The sequence below is a fragment of the Burkholderia mayonis genome, assembly GCF_001523745.2.
GTDB lineage: Bacteria > Pseudomonadota > Gammaproteobacteria > Burkholderiales > Burkholderiaceae > Burkholderia > Burkholderia mayonis.
Genome location: NZ_CP013386.1, coordinates 3,345,551 through 3,370,254, shown reverse-complemented (window position 1 = coordinate 3,370,254; position 24,704 = coordinate 3,345,551). Strand labels below are relative to the sequence as shown.

Here is a 24,704-nt window from a genome sequence, read left to right as displayed (position 1 = left end):
ATGGCGCAAAACTCTATGACGCGAAAGCGAAGAGTGGATGCTCACTCAAGCTCTCGGTAACTGCGCTGTTCCAGCCGGCCGGCAGTTGGGCTTGCGCCGCTTCTGCCTCAACCTTGCTCGTGAACGCCGCAAACACGCTAGCTCCAGAGCCGGTCATCCGCGCGGGGGTCAGATTGTAAAACCATTCGACCACCTTTGCAACTTCCGCGTACTTGCCTGTCACAACTTGCTGCATGTCATTCCGGCCGAAGCTGTCTGGCCATCCTGCGTCGCAGCTTTGCTGTGCAAGAAAGTCCGTAATTGTGATGGGCTTTGAATCCCTTGTCAACGATTTATCGGAGAAAATCGCTGCGGTCGGAACATGAACCCGTGGCGTCACAACCAGGAACCAACGAACCGGCAATTGTACCTGCTGCAACGCTTCTCCGATACCCTCTGCGAACGCATTTTTTCCGAACACGAAGAAGGGCACGTCGGCGCCGAGCTTTATCGCGAGCGCTTGCAGTTCTTCACGCGGCAAATCGAGTTTCCACAGGCGGTTGAGCGCGAGCAGCGTCGTCGCCGCGTCCGAGCTGCCGCCGCCGAGGCCCGCGCCCATCGGCAGGCGCTTGTCGATTTCGATGTCGACCCCGGCTTCCGTGCCCGTGTGCGCCTTCAGCAGCGAGGCCGCGCGTACGACGAGATCGGTTTCTTCCGGCACGCCCGGCACGTCGGTCCTGCGCGACACCTTGCCGTCGTCGCGCAGCGTGAAATGCAGCGTATCGCCCCAATCGAGCAGCTGGAACACGCTTTGCAGCTCGTGATAGCCGTCCGGGCGGCGGCCCGTGATGTGCAAGAACAGGTTCAGTTTCGCCGGGGCGAGGCAGTCGCGCAGCGAGCGGGTCGTATCGGTCATGCGAATAGCTTTGTCGGAGAAAAGCACGCGATCAGCGGTCGAGCACGAGCTTGATGTCGAGCGGCGGCGTCTGCCGCGCCAGGTTGATGCGCTTCACGCCGGCGGCGGGCGCGTCGGCGTACGAGACGTAATCGATGGTCCAGCCGTCCTGACGGATTTCCTTGATCCGCGTGCCGTCCTGCGGATCGCGCACCGTGGCCGCGGGCGTCGTGGGCGCGGGCGTCGGCAGCAGCCAGTAGCGCAGGCCGTCGAGCGGCAGCGCGAAGCCGAGCGCCCGCTGCATCAGCTCGCCGACGTCGGGCGCGTACTGCGGCTGACGGTTCGGCAGTTCGAGCGATGCGCCGTTCGGCGCCGACTTCACGATCGCGAGCGTCTGGCCGAGCGGACTGCGCAGTTCGAGCGACACGTTCGTGCCCTGTTCCTGCCAATCGAAATTGCCGTAGACGTTGCGCGGATTGCCGAGCTGGTCCTGGTACTGGACCGCGAAGCGGCCCGTATACGCGCGATTCTGCTCGGTCTGCAGCGCGTTCGGGGCGGTGACGGGCGCGCGCTTGGGCTGGGTCGCACAGCCGGCGAGCGCGACGGCGGCAGCGGCCGCCGCAGCGAGGGCGAAGCCGCGCGCGGCGTGCGCGCGCGGCCGGGCGAAACGCGGCATCGTCATCAAAGTCCGTTCACCTGAAAGCGCTTGAGCGTCTGCACGAGCGTGTCGTTGTCGGGCTCGAGCTTCTGCGCGGCGCGCCACGTGGCGCGCGCTTCGTCCTGCGCGCCGGCCTTCCATAGCACTTCGCCGAGATGCGCGCCGATCTCCGCGTTCGGCTGCAGGTCGTACGCGCGCTTCAGGATCTTCGCGGCGCCCGTCATGTCGCCGAGGCGGTACTTGACCCAGCCGAGGCTGTCCATGATGAACGCGTCGTTCGGCGCAAGCGAGCTGGCTTTCTCGATCAGCGTGTCCGCTTCCTGAAGGCGCAGGTTGCGATCGGCGAGCGAATAGCCGAGCGCGTTGTATGCCTGCGGATTATCCGGCTGCGCGCGCATCAGCAGACGCAGCTGTTGCTCCATCGTCGTGTACTGGCCGATCTTCTCGCTCGCCATCGCGTAGTCGTAGCGCAGATCGGGATCGTCCGGGAAATCCTCGACCGCCTGCGCGAGCCGGTCCGCGGCTTCCTTGTAGCGCTTCGACGTGAAGAGGATCGACGCGTCGGTGCGCGCGATCACCGCGGCGTCGCGCGGGTCGGACACCTGCAGGTTCGCGAGCAGCTTGCGCGCTTCTTCGGCCTTGCCCTGCTTCTGCAGCAGTTGCGCGCGCGTGACCTGCGCGGGCACGTATTGCTGGCTCGATTCGTCGACCTTGTCGAGCCATTGCGCGGCGAGCGTCTCGTTGTTCTGGTCGAGCGCGATCTGCGCGAGATAGACGTAAGCCTGGCCGACGTCCGCGCCCGGCTTCTTCTGAGCGACCTTCACGTACTGCTTCAGGTACGTGCTCGCGTCGTCGAGGTGCTTCTGCTGGATCTTGATGAGCGCGAGCGCCATCAGCGGCGTCGGGTCGCTCGAATCGTTCCGGCGCATCGCCTCGAACTGCTTCTGCGCGTCGTCGAGGCGGTCGTCGGCGAGATAGAGCTGCGCGAGCGCGAGGCGCCCGTCGCGCGATTTCGGATTCTGCTGGACGAACTTCTCGAACGACACTACCCCGGCCGCGCGCTCGTTCGGTCCCATCTGCGATAGCATCAGCGCGGCCGGCAGGTAATCGGGCTTGATCCGCAGCGCTTCCTTCAGCGACTGCGTCGCGCCGTCCTTGTCGTCGGTCGCGAGCTGCTGGCGCGCGATCGCGAGCCGCGCCTCGGGCCGGTTCATGTCGTTCTTCAGCAGATCCTGCAGCACGGTCAGGCCGCCGACGCGATTCGGGCCGCGCGAGAGCAGCGCCTGCAGCGCGATGATCGCTTCGCCGCGGTTCTCGCCCGTCGCGCGCGCGAGCTCCTGCGCGAGCATCGGCTGCGCGTCGGCCGGCTTGCCGCCGAGCACGAGCAGCGCGGCGTCGACCTGCGCGGCGCGGGGCGAGCTCGGCGAATACTCGCGCCACAGATTCGCGGCGGTCAGCGCATCGGCCGGACTCTGTGCGGCGAGCGCGATCTCGGTCGCCCGCTGCGCCATCCGCGGATCGCGGGTGTCGCGCGCGAGCGCGAGGTAGGTCTGGTAGGCGGGTGCCGGGAGATTGCGTTGCAGCGCGACTTCGGCCGCGAGCACCTGATAGACGATCTGGCTCGTCAGCGCGACGTTCGGCAGATCCTTCTGCTCTTCTGGCAGCGTCGGCGCGAACGTGGCCTGAGGGGCGTCGTCGCCTGCATCGTCTTGCGCGTGAGCGGGGAACGCAGCGAACGTCCACGCCGCGACGAGCGCGGCGCCGATCGCGCGGCGCACCGGGACGGCGCGCGGGCCGCGCGTCGCGGCTGGGCGCTTCTGGGACAGCTTCGAGGACAAAGTCATGGAAATCCGTTCGATGTTTCAGCCGATTGTAACGCGCTCGCTACAATACGCGCACAATCGCCATTAGCCAGATTAGAGACCCGTAAAACATGCCAGAGTTGCCGGAAGTCGAGGTTACGCGCCGCGGCATCGAGCCGTTCGTCGCCGGGCGGCGCGTGAAGCGCGTCGACGTGCGCACCGCGATGCTGCGCTGGCCCGTGCCCGCCGGCTTCGCCGAATTGCTGAGGGCGCGCGAGGTGCTGAACGTCGAGCGGCGCGGCAAGTACCTGCTGTTCGAAGTCGATGCCGGATGGTTCATCGTCCATCTCGGGATGACGGGCACGCTGCGCGTGCTGCCGAACGACGCGCTGCCGCCCGCGCCCGCGAAGCACGATCACGTCGACTGGATCTTCGACGAGTTCGTGCTGCGCTTTCGCGATCCGCGCCGCTTCGGCGCGGTGCTCTGGCATCCGCGCGACGCGGGCGACGTGCAGGCGCATCCGCTTCTCGCGAGCCTCGGCGTCGAGCCGTTCTCGCCCGCGTTCACGGGTGCGCTCCTCTTCAAGCGCACGCGCGGACGCACAGTGTCGGTCAAACAGGCGCTGCTCTCGGGCGACATCGTCGTCGGCGTGGGCAACATCTACGCGTCCGAGAGCCTCTTTCGCGCCGGCATCCGGCCGACCACCGCGGCGGGGCGCGTGTCGCTGCCGCGCTGCGAGCGCCTCGCCGAAGCCGTGCGCGCGACGCTCGCCGATGCGATCGAGCGCGGCGGCAGCACGCTGCGCGACTTCGTCGGCAGCAACGGCGAGAGTGGCTACTTCCAGCTCGATTGTTCCGTCTACGATCGCGCGGGCGAGCCGTGCCGAGTCTGCGGCACGCCGATCCGCCAGATCGTCCAAGGCCAGCGGTCCACCTATTTTTGTCCGAATTGCCAGCGTTGAAATCTTGAAACCGCCCCGCATCCCCCTCGCACCGCCTGTCATCACGCCGCTTCACACCGCCTTCGCGCCGACGCTGATCGCGTGGCAGCGCAAGCACGGCCGCCACGACCTGCCGTGGCAGAACACCCGCGATCCGTATCGGATCTGGCTGTCGGAGATCATGCTGCAGCAGACGCAGGTATCGACCGTCGTGCCGTATTACATGCGCTTTCTCGAGCGCTATCCGGACGTCGCCGCGCTCGCGGCCGCGCCGATCGACGACGTGATGGCGCTGTGGGCCGGGCTCGGCTACTACTCGCGTGCGCGCAATCTGCATCGCTGCGCGCAGGCGGTCGTCGAGCTGCACGGCGGCGCGTTCCCGGCGTCGCCCGAAGCGCTCGCCGAGCTGCCGGGCATCGGCCGGTCGACGGCCGCGGCGATCGCGTCGTTCGCGTTCGGTGCGCGCGCGACGATCCTCGACGGCAACGTGAAGCGGGTGCTCGCGCGCGTGTTCGGCGTCGAGGGTTTTCCGGGCGACAAGCGTGTCGAGAACGAGATGTGGGCCCTCGCCGAGGCGCTGCTGCCCGATGCGGGCGAGCCGGCCGACGTCACCGCGTACACGCAGGGCTTGATGGATCTCGGCGCGACGCTCTGTGCGCGCGGCAGGCCCGATTGCGCGCGCTGCCCGTTCGCGGGCGACTGCGTGGCCGAGCAGAGCGGGCGGCAGCGCGAGCTGCCCGCCGCGCGTCCGAAAAAGGCGGTGCCGACGCGCCGCACATGGATGCTCGTGCTGCGCGACGGCGACGCGGTGCTGTTACTGCGGCGTCCGCCCACGGGCATCTGGGGCGGCTTGTGGAGCCTGCCCGAAGCGGACGGCGATGCCGCGCTCGCGCTGCGCGCGCGCGAGTTCGGTGGCGCGGAGCTCGCGCCGCTCGCGCCGCTCACGCATACGTTCACGCACTTCAGGCTCGAGATCGAGCCGCGGCTTGCCGAGCTCGACAGCGCGGCGGGCGGCGTGTTGCAGGCCGCCGACGACGAGGCCGCATGGGTCGCGCTCGACAAGCTCGACGCATACGGCGTGCCGGCGCCCGTGCGTAAGCTGCTCGACGGGCTGAGCGGGTCTTTGCCGTAGGCTGGGTGGTCGGTCAAAGGCCGGATGATGCGCGCGCCGGCGAGCCGTGCGGCGACGGCGCGCGGCATCGAAGGCGCGCTGCGAAAGGGCAGCGGGTTGTGGCCGACGAGCCTTCGTCATGAAGCGATGTTCGGGGCGGTAGCACGGATCGTCGCGTACGAATGTGCTGCCTGTCGCTGGCCAAGGATCCGGCCGAGTGCGGCTCATACCCAAAAACGCCGAGCAGTTCCGGCTGTCCTGTCTCAAAGCCCCGGCGATCGAACGACGCCTCGCGCCTACAGCCATCCGTGACGATTCAATTCCCGATGAACCGCGTCGATCCGTGCGCCGACGTCGGGAAACTCCATCAGCTTCTGCCGCGCGCGCAGATCGAGCGGCAGCACTTCGGCGAGCCGATTCGACACCCATGTCGGGTCTTCGAAGCGGAACGGCTCCGCGAACGGCAACTCGGCTTCGGATTTGCGCAGCACGTCGACGATCCGGTCGAGCGCCTCCGCGCACGCGCCGAATTGCGCGAGCGCTTCATCGCCTTCGAGCGGGATGTCGTCCTGCATCGGCTCGGCGATGCCGACGAGCAGGCCGTTCGCTTCGACCCGATGCGACAGCAGCTCGAAGCGCTGTGTGCCGATCGTGCGCAGGAACAGCATGCCGAATTCGCCGGTGTCGCACTCGACGATCCGCGCCATGCAGCCGATCGTCTCGGGCACCGATACTTCATCTTCCTGAGCGACTTCGGGGCCGCTCTTCAGCAGGCACACGCCGAACGGCGCGTCGTCGCGCAGGCACGCGCGCGCCATGTCCAGATAGCGCGCCTCGAAGACTTTCAGAGGCAAGAGTCCGCCCGGAAACAACACCGTATGCAGTGGAAAGAGCGGCAAATCGATGAGCGTGGTCGACAGAGAGGACATGGCGGGGACGGGAAAAGTGAGCGGCGCTAGGTCACCAGCCGCGACGACGCGTCCACGGCGACGGGCGCGTCACGATGCCGCACGATCACGTTGGCCTGCCGCGAAAGACGCGCGGCAAGCGTCTCCGCGAGAAACACCGATCGATGCTGGCCGCCCGTGCAGCCGATCGCGACCGTCAGGTAGCTGCGATTGTCTTCGCGGAAATGCGGCAGCCATTTGGTGAGAAACGATTCGATGTCGTCCAGCATCTGATGGACGACGGGCAGCGCGTCGAGAAACGCGACGACCGGCTGGTCGAGCCCGGTGAGCGGGCGCAGCTCGTGGTCGTAATACGGGTTCGGCAGCGCGCGCACGTCGAACATGAAATCGGCGTCGAGCGGCACGCCGCGCTTGAAGCCGAACGATTCGAACATCAGCACGAGATCGTCGTTCTTCTGCTCGATGAAGCGCTTGACCCACGTGCGCAGCACGTTCGCGCGCAGGTTGCTCGTGTCGATCTGATGACCGAATTCGGCGAGCGGCGCGACGAGGTCGCGCTCGCGCTCGATCGCCTCTTCGAGCGACACGAGCAGGCCGACGTCCGCGTCGTGCGACGGCGAGCCCGACAGCGGATGGCGGCGGCGCGTTTCGGAGAAGCGCTGGATCAGGGCCTGCGTGCTCGCGTTCAGGAACAGCACGCGCACGTCGTGCTCGCGCGACAGCGCGCGGATGAGGCCCGGCATTTCGTCGAGCGAGGCGCTCGAGCGCGCGTCGATCGCGACGGCGAGCCGGTTCTGGCCTTCGGCGGCAAGGTAGTGGGCGAGCTCGGGCAGCACGTGGGGCGGCAGGTTGTCGACGCAATAGTAGCCTGCGTCCTCGAGCGCGTTCAGCGCGACGGACTTGCCGGAGCCGGAGATGCCGGTGATGAGGACAATGCGCATGGAAAGAGAAAATCCTGACGTTTCATCATAGCACCGGCTCATTGCGCCAGCGTGGCGGCGGGAGCCGGCGCGAGTTACACGAGCTTGCCGGGGAACTGGCTGTCCGGGTCCTGCATCGCGAGGCGCTGGCGGTCCATGAAGTCGCGCAGCGTGTCGATGCCGCGCAGTTGCAGGATCGTGTTGCGCACCGCCGCCTCGACGAGCACCGCAAGGTTGCGGCCCGCCGCGACCTGGATCGTGACCTTGCTGATCGGCAGACCCAGCACGTCGACCGTCTGGCTTTCGAGCGGCAGCCGCTGGAATTCGCCGTCCGGCCGCCGCACGAGCTGGACGATCAGCTTCAGCTTCATCTTCCGGCGGACCGCGGTCTCGCCGAAGATCGTCTTGATGTCGAGAAGGCCGAGGCCGCGCACTTCGAGCAGGTTCTGCAGGAGCGGCGGGCAGCGCCCTTCGACGAAATCGGGGCCAAGTCTGACGAAATCGACAGCGTCGTCGGCGACGAGCCCGTGGCCGCGGCTGATCAGCTCGAGGCCGAGCTCGCTCTTGCCGAGGCCCGAATCGCCCGTCAGCAGCACGCCCATTCCGAGAATGTCGAGGAACACGCCGTGCAACGTCGCGCGCGGCGCGAGGATCCGCGACATGTAGAGGCGCAGGCTGTCGATCACCGCGGCGGCCGACATCGGCGTCGTGAAGAGCGGCGTCGACGAGCGCGTGCAGCGCAGGACGAGCTCGGGCGGCGCGGCGGCGCCGCCTGCGACCACCAGGAACGGCGGCTCGAGTGCGATCAGCTCGGCCATGTGGCGCGAGCGATCTTCGTCGGTTTGGCGCTGGTAGTAGTCGATCTCGGCTTCGCCGAGCACCTGGATCCGGTTCGGGTGGATCAGGTTCAAGTGGCCGACGAGGTCGGCGCTCGACGTCGCATTCGCGACCGTGTCGGCGGAAAACCCGCGTTCCCAGCCTTCATGCCCCGTCAGCCAGCTGAGCTTCAGCATGGCCGCGTTGTCGTCGAAGATGCTCTGGGCGTTGATGCTGGACGTATCCATGAGTCCGTTACTCCAAGGAGCCGGCGCCCGGACGCTGCAACGAAGGTTGCGGCTCCGGCCCGGCGGCGGGCGGCTCGGCTCGGCGGCGCGGGCCGCGACGCAATGGGGAACGAACCGCCCCGATCAGCTTAAGGTTGCCACTGAGTCAGGAGTCCATGCAACTCGTCGCGGTCCGTTTCGGTGTGCAGACGCTCGCGGGTGTCGCGATCGGACAGCAGTTGGGCGATTTCGGAGAGGATTTCGAGGTGCTGCTGCGTCGCCTGTTCCGGCACGAGCAGGAAGATCAGCAGCGAGACGGGCTGGCCGTCCGGCGCCTCGAACGGGATCGGCTCGGCGAGCCGCACGAACGCGGCGAGCGGGTGCTTGAGCCCCTTGATCCGGCCGTGCGGAATGGCGACCCCTTCGCCGAGACCCGTCGAGCCGAGACGCTCGCGCGCGAACAGATTATCGGTGACGGTGCTGCGGGCGATGCCGTTCTGATTCTCGAAGATCAGGCCGGCTTGTTCGAAGACGCGTTTCTTGCTGGTGACGGAGAGGTCGATGACGACATTCTCCAGAGGCAGGATTTTGGCTAGGCGATTCATGTTGGCAGGCATAGGGGCGGCCTGGGATCTCCTCGCGGCGGACTGATTTTCCATGTCGGTCAAAAAGGACGGCGTTAGGCGAAGGAGACCTGTGAAGCGCGGCGAGCCGGCTCATCGCCCCCGATAATAACCGAGACATTATAGAGCACTGCAGACGGCGCCGCGCGCTGTGCGAAACGTCGAGAAACGCTTCTATTGTGCAGTGTTCGCGCGTCGCGCCACAGCGGTTTGCACAATAAAAAACCGCCCGTCGAAGCGGGCGGTTCGGCCAGCGCTGCCGCGCCACGGCTCATTGCGGCGGAAGTTCGATTTGCTCGGCCACCTGATGGTGCTTGATCGGCTCGTGCGCGTGCGTTTGTAGACGCTCCATGTGCTTGACGACTTGCCGGTCGAGCTTGTCGATCAGCAGATCGATCGCGGCGTACATATCGCCGTTCGCGCTTTCGACGAAGATATCCTTGCCCTTCAGATGCAGCGTGATTTCCGCCTTTTGCCGCTTGTCCTTCTCCTTGTGATTGTCGACCGTGAGGATCACAGCGCCATCGATGACCTGATCGCTATGCCGTAGCACCCTGTCGAGCTTGGTGATCACGTATTCGCGGATAGCAGGTGTGACTTCGAGATGGTGTCCACTGATCTTCAGGTTCATAGTGCTTCTCCAAGCTAATGACCACCTTCCGCATAGAGGCGGCAGCGCCTGCCGATTTCGTTTGCCGACGCTCGCCGCAGCGAGCGGATCGGTCGGCCGACTTTGCCGTCGACGATGCGGCGGCCGGAAAACGCCCACCGCGTGGCGACGGGCTACAGAGACTTGCGCAGATTTACCGCCGGGATCTTGAGGGCTTCGCGATATTTGGCAACCGTGCGGCGCGCGACCACGAACCCTTGTTCCGCTAGCAGTTCGGCTATGCGACTATCCGAAAGAGGGGATTTGGGGTCTTCGGCTCCTATCAGTTGTTTGATGAGGGCGCGGATTGCCGTCGACGACGCGGCACCTCCGGTGTCTGTCGAAACGTGCGATCCGAAGAAGTACTTAAATTCAAGTGTGCCGAACGGGGTCAGCATGTACTTGCCGGTTGTCACACGGGAGACAGTCGACTCGTGTAGGCCCAGCGTATCAGCTATTTCCCGCAAAACCAAGGGGCGCATCGCAATTTCGCCGTGCGCGAAAAAATTCTTCTGACGTTCGACAATCGCTTGCGCGACGCGCAGGATCGTCTCGAATCGCTGCTGAATATTCTTGATCAGCCAGCGCGCTTCCTGCAGTTGCTGCTTGAGCGAACCCGCGCTCGGATCGCCCCGGCTATTGCGCAGGATGTTCGCGTACAGATGGTTGATCCGCAGCCGCGGGACGACTTCCGGGTTGAGTTCCGCCTGCCAGTTCTGACCCGTCTTCTTCACGATGATGTCGGGCACCACGTAATCCGCTTCGGCTTTGCCGTACGCCGCGCCGGGGAACGGCTCGAGCGAGCGGATGAGCGCGTGCGCATCGCGCAGCTCGTCGTCGGATGCCTTCAGTTGCTTGCGCAGGCGCGTGAAATCGCGCGCGGCGAGCAGCTCGAGATGCTGTGACACGATGTCGAGTGCGAGCGCGCGCGTCGGGGACGGATCCAGCCGCAGCAATTGCAACTTCAGGCACTCGGACGGGGAGCGCGCGCCGACGCCTGCCGGATCGAAGCTGTGCAGCAGCGCGAGCGCCGCGTTCAGCTCGTCGAGGTCGACCTCGAGCTCCGGCGGCAGATCGGCGAGGACTTCTTCGAGCGACGCGGTCAGATAGCCGTCGTCGTCGAGCGATTCGATCAGGAACATCACGAGCGCGCGATCGCGCGGGCTCGCTTGCGTGACGCGCAGTTGCGCGGCGAGATGGTCGCGCAGCGACGTCGCCGTTTCGTGGATCTGCATCGGCGGCAGATCGTCGTCGTCCGAGGCGGAGGGCGAGCGGCCGAAGTCGTCGAGGTTCCACTGGCTCGCATCGCCGCTGTCGGCCGAATAGCTGTCGTATTCGTCGACGCCCGCAGGCTCGTCGCGCTCGGTGCGCTCATTCGTCGCACTCGTGCCGTTCGATGCGCCCTGCATTGGCTCGGGCGCCGACGATGCGGGCGTCTGCGCGATCACCGAGCCATCGGCCGCAACGCGCAGCGGGCTCGCGATCCAGTCGTCTTCGTTTTCGAGAAGCGGATTCTGCGCGACCGCCATCGCGACTTCCTGCTGCAGTTCGAGCGTCGACAACTGCAGCAGCCGGATCGACTGCTGAAGCTGGGGGGTGAGCGCGAGATGCTGCGACAGGCGGAGTTGGAGGCTGGCTTTCATGGCAAAAAGGGAGTCGTACCGGAAGTTTGCCACGAGGGCGGCGCGTTGAGGCATCCGGAATGACGCTTGGCGCGCGAATGCGCACGAGCGGCGCGAGCCGGGCGTGCGGAGCGAGGGCGCGGGTCGCGCCGGGGAAAGGGCGGCGGCGGGATCGTGTCCCGCGCCGCTTACATGCGGAAGTGCTCGCCGAGGTAGACGCGCCGTACGCTTTCGTTTTCGATGATGTCCTTCGGGGCGCCGGACGCGAGGACCGATCCGTCGCTGATGATGTATGCGTGATCGCAGATGCCGAGCGTCTCGCGCACGTTGTGATCGGTGATCAGCACGCCGATGTTGCGTTGCTTGAGGAACTTCACGATCTTCTGGATCTCGAGCACCGCGATCGGGTCGACGCCCGCGAACGGCTCGTCGAGCAGGATGAAGCTCGGGTTGCTCGCGAGCGCGCGCGCGATCTCGACGCGGCGGCGCTCGCCGCCCGACAGCGACAGCGCCGGATTCTCGCGCAGATGCGCGATCTGCAGCTCTTCGAGCAGTGCTTCCGCGCGCGCGCCGATCTCGTCCTTCGACAGCCGCTTGCCGTTGTCGTCGTGCTGCAGCTCAAGCACCGCGCGGATGTTCTCCTCGACGGTCAGCTTGCGGAACACCGACGCTTCCTGCGGCAGATACGACAGGCCGAGCGACGCGCGCTTGTGGATCGGCATCAGGCTGATCGGGCTGCCGTTCAGCGAGATGTCGCCCGCGTCGAGCGGCACGAGGCCGACGATCATGTAGAACGACGTCGTCTTGCCGGCGCCGTTCGGGCCGAGCAGGCCGACGACCTCGCCGCTCTTCACGTCGAGCGACACGTCCTTGACGACGGTGCGCGTGCCGTAGCGCTTCTTCAGGTTGCGCACGACGAGCGAGCTCGACGTGCCGGCCGGCTGGCGATTGGGGAGCGCGTTCACGGGTTCGGTGTCCCCTGGATGTTGTTCGACGGCGCGAGTTGAGCCGGACTGCCGGACAGCGGCGCGGGGCCGCTGTTCTTCGGCGTCAGCATCGCGCGCACGCGGCCGCCCGGATTGCCCGGCCCGGCGACGTCCTTGCCGCCGCGCGCGGTGTAGAAGTCGCGCTGGCCGTCATACGTGATCACGCTGCCGTGGACCGTGTCGGCGACGGTGGACAGACCCTGCAGGCGGCGCACGGTCGCGTTCGTCGTCAGCGTGGTCAGATCCTGCTTGCCGTCGTAGTCGATCCGCTCGGCGTCGCCGTCGACGTATTCGTCGAGGCCTTCGCGCTTCTGGCGGAACGACGCGTGCTTCTTGCCGCTCGCCGTCGCGGTCGCGTACTGGTAGCCCTGCGGATCCTGGCGCACCTCGACGCGGTCGCCCTTGATCAGGATCGTGCCCTTCGTGATGACGACGTTGCCCGTCGCGACCGTGACCTGCTTCAGGTCGTCATAGGTCAGGTTGTCCGCTTCGACGTTGATCGGCTTGTCGCGGTCGGCCTTTTCGGCATGGGCCGCGGGCGCGACGCCCGCGAGCGGCATCGCGACGAGCGCCGCCGCGAGTGCGGCGCGGACGACGCGGCGTGCACCGCTCTGAAATAAACAAGGGAACGATTCGTTCATGCAGTCCCGCGTGGTGAGTTACTTGGGTTGGCCTGGAGCGCCGCCGGACGCGTCGGAAGCGGCGATCGTGCCGCGCACGTTGCCGTAGAGTTCGATGACTCGGGTGACGTTGTTGTACTTCATCCCGGCGGCGGCGTTCGCGATCGACAGGCCGCGCTGAAGTTTAACCGGCTTTTCGGTCTCGATCACATCGTCGTTGACCAACACCCGGAAATGCTCGGAGTCCGCCTGCATCTGCGGGTCGGTGCCGCCCGCCGCGCGCAGGATCCGCGCTTCGTCATACAAATCGACGATCGACACGTCGCCGTTGACCGTGCCGCGCTTCGCGGTTGCGGTCACGGTCGGCTTGCCGGGCTGGAACGCGCGTAGCGCAGGCTGCGTCAGGTCGCTCGTCTCGTCGTCTTCGTAATGGACGAGGCCCGCGGCCGTCAGCCGGTACTGGGTGGAGCCCGTCTGGTCGAGCTCGGTGACGGAAAAGTTATCCGCGAAATAGTCGGGCGCGTGCGACTTCGGACGCACGACGCTCTCACCGGGCGGCGGCAGCGTTGCCTGCAGCAGCCAGTACGTGCCGCCCGCGAGCGCCGCCATCGCGACGAGCGGGATCATCGATGTCAGCCGGAATTTGCCGTCCATTCGGTCAGGCTCCGCAGGCGGCTGCAAGCAGCGCGTCGTAGCGGTGCTGCGCGCGCAGCACCGCGTCGCACACTTCGCGCACCGCGCCATGACCGCCACGGGCCTCGGCGACCCAGTGCGCGCGCGCGATCACGTCCGGATGCGCGTTCGCCGGCGCGGCGGCGAAGCCACAGCGCAGCATCACCGCGAGGTCCGGCCAGTCGTCGCCCATGTAGCCGCACTGCCCGGCTTCGAGGCCGAGCGTGCGCAGCAGTTCGCCGAACACGGCCAGCTTGTTCTCGACGCCCTGATGCAGATGCGCGATCCGCATTTCCTTCGCGCGCGCGGCGACCGCGTCCGAGCGGCGGCCGGTGACGATCGCGGTCGCGATTCCCGCTTCGCCGAGGAGCTTCACGCCGTGGCCGTCGAGCGTGTTGAACGACTTCATCGTGTCGCCCGTCGCGGTGAAATGGAGGCCGCCGTCGGTCAGCACGCCGTCGACGTCGAAAATCATCAGCTTCACGCGGCTCGCGCGTTCGGCCGCCGTGACAGGGGACGCGGACATCAAATCACCTTCTTCGAGAACAGATCGTGCATGTTGAGCGCGCCGATCAGCGCGCCCTTGTCGTCGACGACGAGCATCTGGTTGATCCGGTGGCGTTCCATCAGTTCCACCGCTTCGACGGCGAGATGGTCCGGCGCGATCGTGCGCGGGTTGCGCGTCATCACGTCGACGATCGGCAGACGGCGGAAATCGCCGTCGCGCTCGAGCACGCGCCGCAGGTCGCCGTCGGTGAAAATGCCGGCCACGCGGCCCGCTTCGTCGACGACGGCCGTCATTCCCATCCGCTTCGCGGTGATCTGGAAGAGGGCGTCGGACAGCGTCGCGTCGAGCGGGACGGCGGGCACCTCGTCGCCCATGCGCATCACGTCGCGTACGTACGTGAGGAGGCGCCGGCCGAGCGCGCCGCCCGGATGCGAGCGCGCGAAATCCTCCGAGCCGAAGCCGCGCGCGTCGAGCACCGCGACGGCGAGCGCGTCGCCGAGCGCAAGCGCGGCCGTCGTGCTCGCCGTCGGCGCGAGGTTCAGCGGGCATGCTTCCTTCGCGACGCCCGCGTTCAGATGGACGTCGGACAGCGTCGCGAGGCTCGATGCCGGGCGGCCCGTCATCGCGATCAGCTTCGCGCCGAGCCGCTTGATGAGCGGCAGGATCGCGACGAGTTCCTCCGATTCGCCTGAGTGCGAGATCGCGACGAACACGTCGTCCTTCGTGACCATGCCGAGATCGCCGTGGCTTGCCTCGGCGGGGTGGACGAAGAACGCGGGAGTGCCGGTGCTGGCGAGCGTCGCGGCGATCTTGCGGGCGATGTGCCCCGATTTGCCGATCCCGGATACGACGACGCGGCCGCTGCAATTCAGAAGCAGCCCGACCGCGGCGACGAACTCGCCGTCGAGCTGATCGGCGAGCGCGCGCACGGCGTTCGCCTCGATGTCGAGCACGTCGCGGGCGAGCGCGAGCGCCCGATCATCATTGATTTTCGCTATCATGCGCGGAGTATAGCAAAGGCGTTTGTTCGCCGCGCCGGGCCCCTTGCGCCCACCTTCCCGAGTATTCTCCCGGCCCAACCCGGCGTCCGTCATGCGGCGCCGACGACGAACGAGGACGCTTCGCCCGTGATTTCCCCGCTCGAAATGACGCTTCTGCTGCTGCTTGCCTCGGTGGCGGGCGTCGTCGTGTTCCGTTCGCTGAACCTGCCGCCGATGCTCGGCTATCTGACGGTCGGCATCGTCGTCGGCCCGCACGCGCTTGGCTTCGCGGCCGACCTCGAACGGGCCGAGCATCTCGCCGAGTTCGGCGTCGTATTCCTGATGTTCTCGATCGGCCTCGAGTTCTCGCTGTCGAAGCTGCGCGCGATGCGCCGGCTCGTGTTCGGGCTCGGGCTCGCGCAGGTGCTTGGCACGATCGCGATCGCGCTGCTGCTGGGCGCGCTCTTCGAGCGCTGGATGCACATCACGTGGGAAGGCAGCGTCGCGCTCGGCGGCGCGCTCGCGATGTCGTCGACGGCGATCGTCTCGAAGATGCTCGCCGAGCGGCTCGAGATCGAAACCGAGCACGGCCGCAACATCTTCGGCGTGCTGCTGTTCCAGGATCTCGCCGTCGTGCCGCTCCTCATCGTGATCGCCGCGTTCGGCGGCGAGTCGTCGAAGGATCTCGTGATGTCGCTCGGGTTCGCGGCGGTGAAGATCGTCGTCGCGCTCGCGCTGCTCCTGATCGTCGGCCAGCGCTTCATGACGCGGTGGCTGAACGTCGTCGCGCGGCGGCGCTCGCAGGAGCTGTTCGTGCTGAACCTCCTGCTCGTCACGCTCGGCGCCGCGTTCATCACCGATCGCTTCGGCCTGTCGCTCGCGCTCGGCGCGTTCATCGCCGGGATGCTGATCTCCGAGACGCCGTACCGGCATCAGGTCGAGGAGGACATCAAGCCGTTTCGCGACGTGCTGCTCGGCCTCTTCTTCGTGACGACCGGGATGCTGCTCGATCCGAGCGTGATCTGGCGGCATCCGTTCCTCGTGTTCGGCTTCTTCGCCGGCCAGGTGCTGCTGAAGAGCGTGATGATCACGGGGCTCGCGCGCGCGTTCGGCGCGACGCCTGGCGTCGCGATGCGCACGGGCCTCGGGCTCGCGCAGGCGGGCGAATTCGGCTTCGTGCTGCTGAACCTGATCCTCGACCGGCATCTCGTCGACGCGACGCTCTTGCAGTCGATCCTCGCGTCGATGCTGCTGTCGATGCTCGCCGCGCCGTTCCTGATCCAGAACGCCGACCGGATCGCGATGCGGCTGTCGTCGGCCGAATGGATGCAGCAGTCGCTGCAGATGACGCGGATCGCGACGCAGAGCATCAAGCAGAAGGGCCACGTGATCATCTGCGGCTACGGCCGCGCCGGGCAGAACCTCGCGCGGATGCTCGAACAGGAAGGAATCTCGTACGTCGCGCTCGACCTCGATCCGGACCGTGTGACGGCGGCCGCGGCGGCGGGCGAATCGGTCGTGTTCGGCGACGCCGCGCGCCGCGAGTCGCTGCTCGCGGCGGGCATCCACCGCGCGGCGGCCGTCGCGATCACCTACGCGAACACGCCGTCCGCGCTGCGCGTGCTGCACAACGTGCACGAGCTCGAGCCGACGCTGCCCGCGATCGTGCGCACCGTCGACGACGCCGACCTCGAGAAGCTGCTCGCCGCGGGCGCGACCGAGGTGATTCCGGAGATCGTCGAGGGGAGCCTGATGCTCGCGTCGCACACGCTCGTGCTGATGGGCGTGCCGATGCGGCGCGTCGTGCGGCGCGTCGAGGAGATGCGCGACGCGCGCTACAGCCTGCTGCGCGGCTATTTCCGCGGCGCCGACGACGCGGACGACGACGATCACGAGCAGGTGCGGCTACAATCGGTGCCCGTCGACGCGCGAGCGGACGCGGTCGGCCGCTCGCTCGCCGAGCTGGGGCTGTTCGCGCTCGGCCTCGAGGTGACGGCGATCCGCCGCCACGGGATTCGCGGCGTCGAGCCCGACCCCGAGACGAAGCTGCGCGCGAGCGACATCGTCGTGCTGCGCGGGCTGCCGGAAGCGCTCGCGGAGGCCGAGGAGCGGCTGTCGCGGCACCGGCGCGACGGCGGATCGACCGTGGCGGCGTGATATCGTGCGGCCGCTGATTTTTTTGGGTTGTCGAGCGATCGACGAACAGCGCGTGATTCGGCGCCGTTTTTTTCGGAGATTTTCATGATGTCCACGTCGTCGGACGCGCAGCTCGATCCCGTCGAGTTCATTCACAGCCGCATCCGCACGGTGCCGAACTGGCCGCAGCCGGGCGTGATGTTCCGCGACATCACGCCGCTGCTGCAGAGCGCGAAGGCGCTGCGCGTGCTCGTCGATCTGTTCGTCGAGCGCTACGTCGATGCGAAGCTCGATTACGTCGCCGGCCTCGATGCGCGCGGCTTCATCATCGCGCCGATCGTCGCGTACGAGCTTTCCGTCGGCTTCGTGCCGATCCGCAAGGTCGGCAAGCTGCCGCACAAGACGCAGCGCGAGTCGTACGCGCTCGAGTACGGCACGGCGACCGTCGAGATCCACGAGGACGCTTGCCGGCCGGGCGACCGCGTCGTCATCGTCGACGACCTGATCGCGACGGGCGGCACGATGATGGCGGGCAAGAACCTGCTCGAGCGGCTCGGCGCGGTCGTCGTCGAAGGCGCGGCGATCGTCGACCTGCCGGATCTCGGCGGCTCGGCGCTGCTGCGCCAGGCGGGCCTGCCGCTTTATACGGTCACCGAATTTCCCGGACACTGAGCGCGGCGCGCCGCCGCGCGTCGTCCGTCCCCCGGTTCAGGTTTCATTCAGCGTCAGTCCACTTGTCCGCCGATTCAAGCGAGCCCGCGATGCCCAACTTCATGCTGTTCCTCGCCACGTCGATCGCGATCACCGTCGCGCCCGGCCCCGACAACCTGCAAGTGCTCGCGCGCGGCATCTCGCAAGGCCGCGCGGCCGGCATCGTCGCGGCGCTCGGCTTCGCGTCGGGCGTGCTGTTTCACACGACGCTCGCCGCGTTCGGCGTCGCCGCGCTGCTGCGCTCGTCGCCCGTCGCGTTCCATCTGCTCAAGCTCGCGGGCGGCGCGTACCTGATCTGGATCGGCGTCAAGGCGCTGCGCAGCAAGGGCCTCGCGACCGCGCACGAGCGCGCGCCGCAGCCGCTGTCGACGATCTTCCGCCAGAGCGTGATCGGCAATCTGCTGAATCCGAAGGTAACGCTCTTCTTCGTCGTGTTCCTGCCGCAATTCGTCGATCCGCACGGCGCGCAACCCGTCGCGCTGCAGATGCTCGAGCTGGGCGCGCTCTTCATGGCGCAGACGGCCGTCGTGTTCTCGGTGTTCGGCGTCGGCGCGGGCGTGATCGGCGTGTGGCTCAAGCGCCGGCCGCGCGTCGGCGTGTGGCTCGACCGGTTCGCGGGCGCGACGTTCATCGCGCTCGGCCTGCGCGTCGCGCTGAAGGACTGACGGAGATTGCGATGACGTTTCCGTGCATCGCCGCCGCGCGCCACTTCGACGCGTTCGCGCACCTGCCGTTCCGGATCGCCGGCCGGCAGGTCGGCTGGCTGCGCCGCGACGACGTCGCACGCCTTGCGCGCTGGCCCGACGTGTTCGATTTTCCGGCGGGATGCGTCGAGCTTTCCGCGCGCTACGACAGCGTCGACGCACGCAGCATGGCGCTCGCGAGCCCGATCGGCGCGCTCGCGGCGGAAGGCGCGATCGTCGGCTGGCGCGACGAGATCTATGCGATCCGCAACCGCTTCGACGATCCGCCGCTCGCGTACATCGAGCGGGCGGCGTCGCGCTTCTTCGGTACGATGACGTACGCGGTGCATCTGAACGGCATCGTAGAATATGCGCCTTCGGCGCCGCTTCGGATGTGGCTCGGCCGCCGCAGCGCGACCAAGGCGACCGATCCGGGCATGCTCGACAACGTCGTCGCGGGCGGCATCGGCTGGGGACTCGGGATCGAGGACACGATCGCGAAGGAATGCTGGGAAGAAGCGGGCATTCCGGCCGACCTCGCCGCGCGCGCGATTCCCGGCCGCATCGCGCACGTGCTGTGCTCGCTGCCGGAAGGCACGCAGGCCGAGCAGATTTTCATCTACGACTTGCCGCTGCCGGGCGATTTCGCGCCTCACAACCAGGACGGCGAAGTCGCCGAGCACCTGCTCGCCGGCGTCGACGAGGTGGTCGCATGGCTGCGCGCGGGCGAAGCCACCGTCGATGCGAGCCTCGCGATGCTCGACAGCCTGCTGCGCCACCGCGCGATCCCGCCCGACGACGCGCGCGGGCTCGACGCGCTGTTCGCGCCGCCGCCGCCGTTTTGCTGAGCGCGAATCGAATCCATTGTTCAGAAGATTAGAAAAGGGAGTAGCGGTCATGTCGGCCGATCACAGCTTTATCCTGAAACTGTCGTGCCCGGACCGGCGCGGCATCGTTCACGCGGTCTCGGGCTTCCTGCTCGAGCGCGGCAGCAACATCGTCGATTCGGCGCAATTCGGCGACAGCCGCACCGGCGAATTCTTCATGCGCGTGCATTTCGAGCAGACGAGCGGCGCCGGCGCCGCGACCGCGCTCGACGGCCTGCGCGCCGAGTTCGCGCCGCTCGCCGAGCAGTTCGCGATGCGCTGGGAACTGCACGACGCGTCGGTGAAGCCGCGCGTCGTGATCCTCGTGTCGAAGATCGGCCACTGCCTGAACGACCTGTTGTTCCGCTACCGCACCGGCCAGCTTCCGATCGAGATCTCGGCGATCGTGTCGAATCACAAGGATTTCTATCAGCTCGCCGCGAGCTACGACATCCCGTTCCATCACTTCCCGCTCGCTGCGGGCGCGTCGGCCGACGCGAAGGCCGCGCAGGAGGCGCGCGTGCTCGAGGTGATCGACGAGCATTCGGCCGATCTCGTCGTGCTCGCGCGCTATATGCAGATCCTGTCGCCGAACATGTGCGAGCAGCTCGCCGGCCGCGCGATCAACATCCACCACTCGTTCCTGCCGAGCTTCAAGGGCGCGAAGCCGTACTACCAGGCGTTCGATCGCGGCGTGAAGCTGATCGGCGCGACCGCGCACTATGTGACGACCGATCTCGACGAAGGCCCGATCATCGAGCAGGAAGTCGAGCGCGTCGATCACAGCATGACGCCGGACGAGCTGACGGCCGTCGGCCGCGACGTCGAATGCGTGACGCTCGCGCGCGCGGTCAAGTGGCACGTCGAGCACCGGATCGTGCTGAACGGCACGAAGACGGTGGTGTTCCGCTAGGCTGCTAAGCCGCGCGCGTGTTTTCCGCTCGGCCGGCGCGCGAGGCGCGGCGGCGGGCGGCGGCGCAACGAAACGAACGAAGGCCGCGTCCGGCGACGGACGCGGCCTTTCTTTTTGCTAGAGAATGCGGCGGCGCGAGATCCCGCGGACGGGCGGCGGCGCGCGGCGCTCAGATGAGTCGCAGATAGATCAGCTCGCGCTTGATGTACGCATAGAAGATCGGCGCGGCGATCACGCCGGGCACGCCGAACGCGGCTTCCATCACGAGCATCGCGAGCAGCAGTTCCCACGCGCGCGATTCGATCTGGCCGCCGATGATCTTCGCGTTCAGGAAGTATTCGAGCTTGTGGATCACGACGAGGAACACGAGCGACGCGATCGCGGTGCCCATGCTGACCGACAGCGACACCGCGACGATCAGCGTGTTCGAGATCAGATTGCCGACCACGGGCAGGAGGCCCGCGATGAACGTGACGAGCACGAGCGTCTTCGACAGCGGCAGCCGCTGATGGAAGATCGGTAGCGCGACGAGCAGGTAGAGCGCCGTGAAGAACGCGTTGAGCGCCGAAATCTTGATCTGCGCGAAGACGATCCGGCGGAACGAGTCGGAGAAGCGCGAGATCCGCGTGACGAGCGCGGTCGACAGCGGCTGGCGCTGCTTGTGGCGATCGACGCCGATCGCGATCATCGCGCCGATGATCATCCCGAACAGCACGTGCCCGAACCCGCGCGCGACGCTCTTGCCGCCTTGCTGCAGCTGATCCATGTGCTTGTTCATCAGGCCCGCGGCCTTCGTGCGCATCTGCTCGGCGTCGACGGGCAGCAGGTTCGAGATCCACTCGGGCGTGCGCATGCGCGCCTGATCGATGATCTGCATCACCTGGCCGAGCAGGTTCTGCGCGTTCGGCACGGTGTGCTCGAAATGCTCGATGACCGCGATCGTGAGGCCCGCGAGCCCGCCGACGATCGCCGCCGACAGCAGCACGACCGCGACCCAGCGCGCGCGCTGGCTCGACATGTGGCGTTCGATCGCGGGCGCGATCATGTGGACGAGCTGATAGACGAGGAGGCCGGCCAAGAGGCCGCCGAGCAGCCTCAGGTGCAGGACGAGCCACAGGCCGACGAGGGCGAGGAGGTAGCTGCCGATCTCGATCGCCGAAAGCTTCGGCAGGCTGAAATCGCTCGTCAGCCGGACGCTGCGCAGGTGCGGTTCCCGCGTTTGCGGCTCGCGCGGCGGCTCAGATTGCTTCTCCATGAGTATCCCTGTATTCGGAGGCTATTCGGCGCGCTTGTGGCCGCAAGCGGGCATAACCTTGCATCGCCGCGAAGTATAGCAACGATTATCGACCTGAATATTAGGATGTTGTAAGGAAGAATTTGGCGCCGCATCGGCCGCGCGTCGGGGCCGCTTTTGGGGGCCGCGGATGGAGGCCGCGCGTTGCGCGCGGACCGGGGGGCGGCGGCCGGGCGTGCGCCCGGACGGCCGCGTCCCGTTTACTTGCCGCGCTTGAGGAGCGGCGCGAGGTACCTGCCGGTGAAGCTCGCCTTCGTCTTCGCGATTTGCTCGGGCGTGCCCTGCGCGATGATCTGGCCGCCGCCCGCGCCGCCTTCCGGCCCCAGGTCGATCACCCAGTCGGCCGTCTTGATGACGTCCAGGTTGTGCTCGATGATCACGACCGTGTTGCCCTGGTCGCGCAGCCGGTGGATCACTTCGAGCAAGAGCGCGATGTCGTGGAAGTGCAGGCCGGTCGTCGGCTCGTCGAGGATGTAGAGCGTGCGGCCGGTGTCGCGCTTCGAGAGCTCGAGCGACAGCTTCACGCGCTGCGCCTCGCCGCCGGAGAGCGTCGTCGCCGACTGGCCGAGCCGGATGTAGCCGAGGCCCACGTCAAGCAGCGTCTTCAGCTTGCGCGCGACGACGGGCACCGCGTTGAAGAACTCGTACGCGTGCTCGACCGTCATGTCGAGCACTTCGCTGATGTTCTTGCCCTTGTACTGGACTTCGAGCGTCTCGCGGTTGTAGCGCTTGCCGTGGCAAACGTCGCACGGCACGTAGACGTCCGGCAGGAAGTGCATCTCGACCTTCAGCACGCCGTCGCCCTGGCACGACTCGCAGCGGCCGCCCTTCACGTTGAACGAGAAGCGGCCCGGATCGTAGCCGCGCTCCTTCGAGGTCGGCACGCCCGAGAACAGCTCGCGGATCGGCGTGAAGACGCCCGTGTAGGTGGCCGGGTTCGAGCGCGGCGTGCGGCCGATCGGCGATTGGTCGACGTTGATCACCTTGTCGAAGTGCTCGAGGCCCTCGATCGACTCGTGCGGCGCGGGTTCGGCCGACGAGCCGTACAGGTGGCGTGCGACCGCGTGATACAGCGTGTCATTGATCAGCGTCGACTTGCCGGAGCCGGACACGCCGGTGATGCAGGTCAGGAGGCCGACCGGCAGCTCGAGGTCGACGTGCTTCAGGTTGTTGCCGTGCGCGTCGACGATCCGCAGCATCCGCTCCGAATCGGGCCCGATCCGCTCGTCCGGGAACTCGATCGTCCGCTTGCCGACGAGGTACTGGCCCGTCAGCGAATCGCCGTTCGCCTGCACCTGCTTCGGCGTGCCTTCGGCGACCACCGTGCCGCCGTGCTCGCCGGCGCCCGGGCCCATGTCGACGACGTAGTCGGCCGTGCGGATCATGTCTTCGTCGTGCTCGACGACGATCACCGAGTTGCCGAGGTCGCGCAGGTGCTTGAGCGTCGCGATCAGGCGATCGTTGTCGCGCTGGTGCAGGCCGATCGATGGCTCGTCGAGCACGTACATCACGCCTGTCAGGCCCGAGCCGATCTGCGACGCGAGCCGGATGCGCTGCGCCTCGCCGCCCGACAGCGTCTCGGCGCTGCGCTCGAGCGACAGATAATCGAGGCCGACGTTGTTCAGGAACGTGAGCCGCGCGACGATCTCCTTGATCACCTTGTCGGCGATCTCGCGCTTCGCGCCGTCGAGCGAGAGGCCGTCGAAGTAGCCGAGCGTGTCGCGCAGCGGCCAGCTGCTCACTTCGTAGATCGCGCGCGCGTAGTCGCCCTGGCCGACGCGCACGAAGCGCGCCTCGCGGCGCAGGCGCGTGCCGTCGCACGACGGGCACGGCTGGTTGTTCTGATACTTCGCGAGCTCCTCGCGGACCGCGACCGAATCGGTCTCGCGGTAGCGGCGCTCGAGATTCGGGATGATCCCTTCGAACACGTGCTCGCGGATCGTCGTGCGGCCGCGCTCGTTGATGTACGAGAACGGGATCGTCTGCTTGCCGGAGCCGAACAGCAGGATCTTCTTGATCTTCTCGGGCAGGTCCTCGAACGCGGTGTCGATGTCGAAATCGTAGAACGCCGCGAGGCTTTGCAGCATCTGGAAGTAGAACTGGTTGCGCCGGTCCCAGCCCTTGACCGCGCCCGCCGCGAGCGACAGCGACGGATGCGCGACGACCCGCTTCGGATCGAAGAACGTGATCTGGCCGAGGCCGTCGCATTCCGGGCACGCGCCCATCGGGTTGTTGAACGAGAAGAGGCGCGGCTCGAGCTCCTGTAGCGAATACGAGCATACCGGGCACGCGAACTTCGAGCTGAACAGATGCTCCTGCTCGGTATCCATCTCCAGTGCGATCGCGCGGCCGTCGGCGAGGCGCAGCGCGGTCTCGAACGATTCGGCGAGACGCTGCTTCATGTCCGGGCGCACCTTCAGGCGATCGACGACGACGTCGATCGTGTGCTTGTCGTTCTTCTTGAGCTTCGGCAGCGAATCGACCTCGTAGATCTTCGCGACGCCTTCGTTCGCCGTGCCGCCGCCCGAGCGGACGCGAAAGCGCACGAAGCCCTGCGCCTGCATCTCCTCGAACAGCTCGGCGTGCTCGCCCTTGCGGTTCGCGACGACGGGAGCGAGGATCATCAGCTTCGTCTCCTCGGGCAGCGCGAGCGCGGCGTCGACCATCTGCGACACGCTTTGCGCCTCGAGCGGGATCTCGTGATCCGGGCAATACGGCGTGCCGACCCGTGCGTACAAAAGTCGCAGGTAATCGTGAATTTCGGTGACGGTGCCGACCGTCGACCGCGGATTGTGCGACGTCGCCTTCTGCTCGATCGAGATCGCGGGCGACAGGCCTTCGATCAGGTCGACATCCGGCTTCTCCATCAACTGCAGGAATTGGCGCGCGTATGCCGACAGGCTTTCGACGTAGCGCCGCTGGCCTTCTGCGTACAGCGTGTCGAATGCGAGTGACGACTTGCCCGAGCCGGACAGCCCGGTGATCACGATCAATTTGTGCCGCGGCAGGTCGAGATTGACGTTCTTCAGGTTGTGGGTGCGCGCCCCACGGATACGAATTTGTTCCATGAACCCGGCGGAAGATGAGAGAACCAAACCTGCTACTATAACGACTTTTCGAGTCCGTCGTTTCAGGCTCCCAACCAATTCCCGCGCCTGCCGGCGGCGGGCTTTCGCGACGCCCG

Annotated in this window: 23 protein-coding genes; 7 read left to right on the top strand and 16 right to left on the bottom strand. The window is 67.0% G+C overall.

What is annotated here, in order from left to right; all coding sequences use genetic code 11:
• Positions 1 to 13 precede the first annotated feature (13 nt).
• Genes ispE through WS70_RS16185 form a run of 3 tightly spaced genes read right to left on the bottom strand, consistent with a single transcriptional unit; the run spans position 14 to position 3,376 of the window.
• The gene (gene ispE, locus WS70_RS16195; protein ID WP_059471780.1) at positions 14 to 895 is read right to left on the bottom strand and encodes a 4-(cytidine 5'-diphospho)-2-C-methyl-D-erythritol kinase; all 882 of its coding nucleotides are present in this window, start codon (positions 893 to 895) and stop codon (positions 14 to 16) included.
• Between the two features lie 31 nt (positions 896 to 926).
• The gene (gene lolB, locus WS70_RS16190) at positions 927 to 1,559 is read right to left on the bottom strand and encodes a lipoprotein insertase outer membrane protein LolB (protein WP_059471779.1); all 633 of its coding nucleotides are present in this window, start codon (positions 1,557 to 1,559) and stop codon (positions 927 to 929) included.
• Positions 1,556 to 3,376 carry a tetratricopeptide repeat protein gene (locus WS70_RS16185; RefSeq protein ID WP_059596770.1) on the bottom strand — a complete coding sequence of 607 codons (1,821 nt, stop codon included), beginning with the start codon at positions 3,374 to 3,376 and terminating at the stop codon, positions 1,556 to 1,558. Before WS70_RS16185 ends, lolB begins: the two co-directional genes overlap by 4 nt.
• Before the next feature lie 89 nt (positions 3,377 to 3,465).
• Here WS70_RS16185 and mutM point away from each other — a divergent pair, with 89 nt between their 5' ends.
• Together mutM and mutY are read left to right on the top strand one after the other, a co-directional pair.
• Positions 3,466 to 4,296, top strand: a complete 831-nt coding sequence (gene mutM / locus WS70_RS16180) for a bifunctional DNA-formamidopyrimidine glycosylase/DNA-(apurinic or apyrimidinic site) lyase (RefSeq protein ID WP_059471777.1) — start codon at positions 3,466 to 3,468, stop codon at positions 4,294 to 4,296.
• A 4-nt stretch (positions 4,297 to 4,300) separates the two neighbouring features.
• On the top strand, positions 4,301 to 5,407 hold the full coding sequence (gene mutY / locus WS70_RS16175) for an A/G-specific adenine glycosylase (RefSeq protein ID WP_059596769.1): 1,107 nt from the start codon (positions 4,301 to 4,303) through the stop codon (positions 5,405 to 5,407).
• Between the two features lie 275 nt (positions 5,408 to 5,682).
• Here the strand turns inward: mutY and WS70_RS16170 are convergent, their stop codons facing one another.
• The 11 genes from WS70_RS16170 to kdsD form a co-directional block, all read right to left on the bottom strand.
• Complete coding sequence (locus WS70_RS16170) at positions 5,683 to 6,315, bottom strand: LON peptidase substrate-binding domain-containing protein (RefSeq protein WP_059596768.1); 633 nt, start codon at positions 6,313 to 6,315, stop codon at positions 5,683 to 5,685.
• A gap of 26 nt (positions 6,316 to 6,341) precedes the next feature.
• On the bottom strand, positions 6,342 to 7,235 hold the full coding sequence (gene rapZ / locus WS70_RS16165) for an RNase adapter RapZ (RefSeq protein ID WP_059471774.1): 894 nt from the start codon (positions 7,233 to 7,235) through the stop codon (positions 6,342 to 6,344).
• A 74-nt stretch (positions 7,236 to 7,309) separates the two neighbouring features.
• Positions 7,310 to 8,278, bottom strand: a complete 969-nt coding sequence (gene hprK / locus WS70_RS16160) for an HPr(Ser) kinase/phosphatase (protein WP_004195225.1) — start codon at positions 8,276 to 8,278, stop codon at positions 7,310 to 7,312.
• A 128-nt stretch (positions 8,279 to 8,406) separates the two neighbouring features.
• Entirely contained in the window at positions 8,407 to 8,916 is a 510-nt protein-coding gene (gene ptsN, locus WS70_RS16155; RefSeq protein WP_059471773.1) for a PTS IIA-like nitrogen regulatory protein PtsN, read from the bottom strand.
• Between the two features lie 235 nt (positions 8,917 to 9,151).
• Positions 9,152 to 9,511, bottom strand: coding sequence for a ribosome hibernation-promoting factor, HPF/YfiA family (hpf, locus tag WS70_RS16150; protein WP_010101605.1), 360 nt, complete (start codon positions 9,509 to 9,511; stop codon positions 9,152 to 9,154).
• Between the two features lie 152 nt (positions 9,512 to 9,663).
• On the bottom strand, positions 9,664 to 11,172 hold the full coding sequence (locus tag WS70_RS16140) for an RNA polymerase factor sigma-54 (RefSeq protein ID WP_059596767.1): 1,509 nt from the start codon (positions 11,170 to 11,172) through the stop codon (positions 9,664 to 9,666).
• A gap of 167 nt (positions 11,173 to 11,339) precedes the next feature.
• Positions 11,340 to 12,116, bottom strand: a complete 777-nt coding sequence (gene lptB, locus WS70_RS16135) for an LPS export ABC transporter ATP-binding protein (protein WP_010113867.1) — start codon at positions 12,114 to 12,116, stop codon at positions 11,340 to 11,342.
• A complete protein-coding gene (lptA, locus tag WS70_RS16130) occupies positions 12,113 to 12,778 on the bottom strand; it encodes a lipopolysaccharide transport periplasmic protein LptA (protein WP_059471771.1) in 666 nt (221 codons plus the stop codon). Before lptA ends, lptB begins: the two co-directional genes overlap by 4 nt.
• Positions 12,779 to 12,796: 18 nt before the next feature.
• The gene (lptC, locus tag WS70_RS16125) at positions 12,797 to 13,411 is read right to left on the bottom strand and encodes an LPS export ABC transporter periplasmic protein LptC (RefSeq protein WP_059471770.1); all 615 of its coding nucleotides are present in this window, start codon (positions 13,409 to 13,411) and stop codon (positions 12,797 to 12,799) included.
• A gap of 4 nt (positions 13,412 to 13,415) precedes the next feature.
• Positions 13,416 to 13,955, bottom strand: a complete 540-nt coding sequence (locus WS70_RS16120; RefSeq protein WP_059471769.1) for a KdsC family phosphatase — start codon at positions 13,953 to 13,955, stop codon at positions 13,416 to 13,418.
• A complete protein-coding gene (kdsD, locus tag WS70_RS16115; protein ID WP_059471768.1) occupies positions 13,955 to 14,938 on the bottom strand; it encodes an arabinose 5-phosphate isomerase KdsD in 984 nt (327 codons plus the stop codon). The genes WS70_RS16120 and kdsD overlap by 1 nt, the downstream gene beginning before the upstream one ends.
• A gap of 126 nt (positions 14,939 to 15,064) precedes the next feature.
• Here kdsD and WS70_RS16110 point away from each other — a divergent pair, with 126 nt between their 5' ends.
• From WS70_RS16110 to purU, 5 genes are all read left to right on the top strand, one after another.
• Positions 15,065 to 17,074, top strand: a complete 2,010-nt coding sequence (locus WS70_RS16110) for a monovalent cation:proton antiporter family protein (RefSeq protein WP_059471767.1) — start codon at positions 15,065 to 15,067, stop codon at positions 17,072 to 17,074.
• A gap of 84 nt (positions 17,075 to 17,158) precedes the next feature.
• Complete coding sequence (locus WS70_RS16105) at positions 17,159 to 17,725, top strand: adenine phosphoribosyltransferase (RefSeq protein ID WP_059471975.1); 567 nt, start codon at positions 17,159 to 17,161, stop codon at positions 17,723 to 17,725.
• An 89-nt stretch (positions 17,726 to 17,814) separates the two neighbouring features.
• Positions 17,815 to 18,429 (top strand): LysE family translocator, encoded by a 615-nt coding sequence (locus WS70_RS16100; RefSeq protein ID WP_059596766.1) that lies wholly within the window; start codon positions 17,815 to 17,817, stop codon positions 18,427 to 18,429.
• Positions 18,430 to 18,440: 11 nt separating this feature from the next.
• Positions 18,441 to 19,295, top strand: coding sequence for an NUDIX hydrolase (locus WS70_RS16095; protein WP_059596765.1), 855 nt, complete (start codon positions 18,441 to 18,443; stop codon positions 19,293 to 19,295).
• A 49-nt stretch (positions 19,296 to 19,344) separates the two neighbouring features.
• Positions 19,345 to 20,226: a formyltetrahydrofolate deformylase gene (gene purU / locus WS70_RS16090; RefSeq protein WP_059471764.1), complete on the top strand. Its 882-nt coding sequence runs from the start codon at positions 19,345 to 19,347 to the stop codon at positions 20,224 to 20,226.
• A gap of 169 nt (positions 20,227 to 20,395) precedes the next feature.
• On the opposite strand, the gene WS70_RS16085 is transcribed toward purU, so the two are convergent.
• Complete coding sequence (locus WS70_RS16085) at positions 20,396 to 21,481, bottom strand: AI-2E family transporter (RefSeq protein WP_059471763.1); 1,086 nt, start codon at positions 21,479 to 21,481, stop codon at positions 20,396 to 20,398.
• Between the two features lie 239 nt (positions 21,482 to 21,720).
• On the bottom strand, positions 21,721 to 24,588 hold the full coding sequence (gene uvrA, locus WS70_RS16080; protein ID WP_059596764.1) for an excinuclease ABC subunit UvrA: 2,868 nt from the start codon (positions 24,586 to 24,588) through the stop codon (positions 21,721 to 21,723).
• Positions 24,589 to 24,704: the final 116 nt, after the last annotated feature.

Coding starts and splice junctions, on each gene's coding strand:
- WS70_RS16100 (WP_059596766.1), top strand. CDS start 17,815: ATGCCCAACTTCATGCTGTTCCTCGCCACGTCGATCGCGATCACCGTC.
- kdsD (WP_059471768.1), bottom strand. CDS start 14,938: ATGATAGCGAAAATCAATGATGATCGGGCGCTCGCGCTCGCCCGCGAC.
- hprK (WP_004195225.1), bottom strand. CDS start 8,278: ATGGATACGTCCAGCATCAACGCCCAGAGCATCTTCGACGACAACGCG.
- lptA (WP_059471771.1), bottom strand. CDS start 12,778: ATGAACGAATCGTTCCCTTGTTTATTTCAGAGCGGTGCACGCCGCGTC.
- purU (WP_059471764.1), top strand. CDS start 19,345: ATGTCGGCCGATCACAGCTTTATCCTGAAACTGTCGTGCCCGGACCGG.
- WS70_RS16170 (WP_059596768.1), bottom strand. CDS start 6,315: ATGTCCTCTCTGTCGACCACGCTCATCGATTTGCCGCTCTTTCCACTG.
- ispE (WP_059471780.1), bottom strand. CDS start 895: ATGACCGATACGACCCGCTCGCTGCGCGACTGCCTCGCCCCGGCGAAA.
- WS70_RS16185 (WP_059596770.1), bottom strand. CDS start 3,376: ATGACTTTGTCCTCGAAGCTGTCCCAGAAGCGCCCAGCCGCGACGCGC.
- mutM (WP_059471777.1), top strand. CDS start 3,466: ATGCCAGAGTTGCCGGAAGTCGAGGTTACGCGCCGCGGCATCGAGCCG.
- uvrA (WP_059596764.1), bottom strand. CDS start 24,588: ATGGAACAAATTCGTATCCGTGGGGCGCGCACCCACAACCTGAAGAAC.
- WS70_RS16140 (WP_059596767.1), bottom strand. CDS start 11,172: ATGAAAGCCAGCCTCCAACTCCGCCTGTCGCAGCATCTCGCGCTCACC.
- lptC (WP_059471770.1), bottom strand. CDS start 13,411: ATGGACGGCAAATTCCGGCTGACATCGATGATCCCGCTCGTCGCGATG.
- ptsN (WP_059471773.1), bottom strand. CDS start 8,916: ATGGAAAATCAGTCCGCCGCGAGGAGATCCCAGGCCGCCCCTATGCCT.
- hpf (WP_010101605.1), bottom strand. CDS start 9,511: ATGAACCTGAAGATCAGTGGACACCATCTCGAAGTCACACCTGCTATC.
- WS70_RS16105 (WP_059471975.1), top strand. CDS start 17,159: ATGATGTCCACGTCGTCGGACGCGCAGCTCGATCCCGTCGAGTTCATT.
- WS70_RS16095 (WP_059596765.1), top strand. CDS start 18,441: ATGACGTTTCCGTGCATCGCCGCCGCGCGCCACTTCGACGCGTTCGCG.
- WS70_RS16085 (WP_059471763.1), bottom strand. CDS start 21,481: ATGGAGAAGCAATCTGAGCCGCCGCGCGAGCCGCAAACGCGGGAACCG.
- rapZ (WP_059471774.1), bottom strand. CDS start 7,235: ATGCGCATTGTCCTCATCACCGGCATCTCCGGCTCCGGCAAGTCCGTC.
- WS70_RS16120 (WP_059471769.1), bottom strand. CDS start 13,955: ATGTCCGCGTCCCCTGTCACGGCGGCCGAACGCGCGAGCCGCGTGAAG.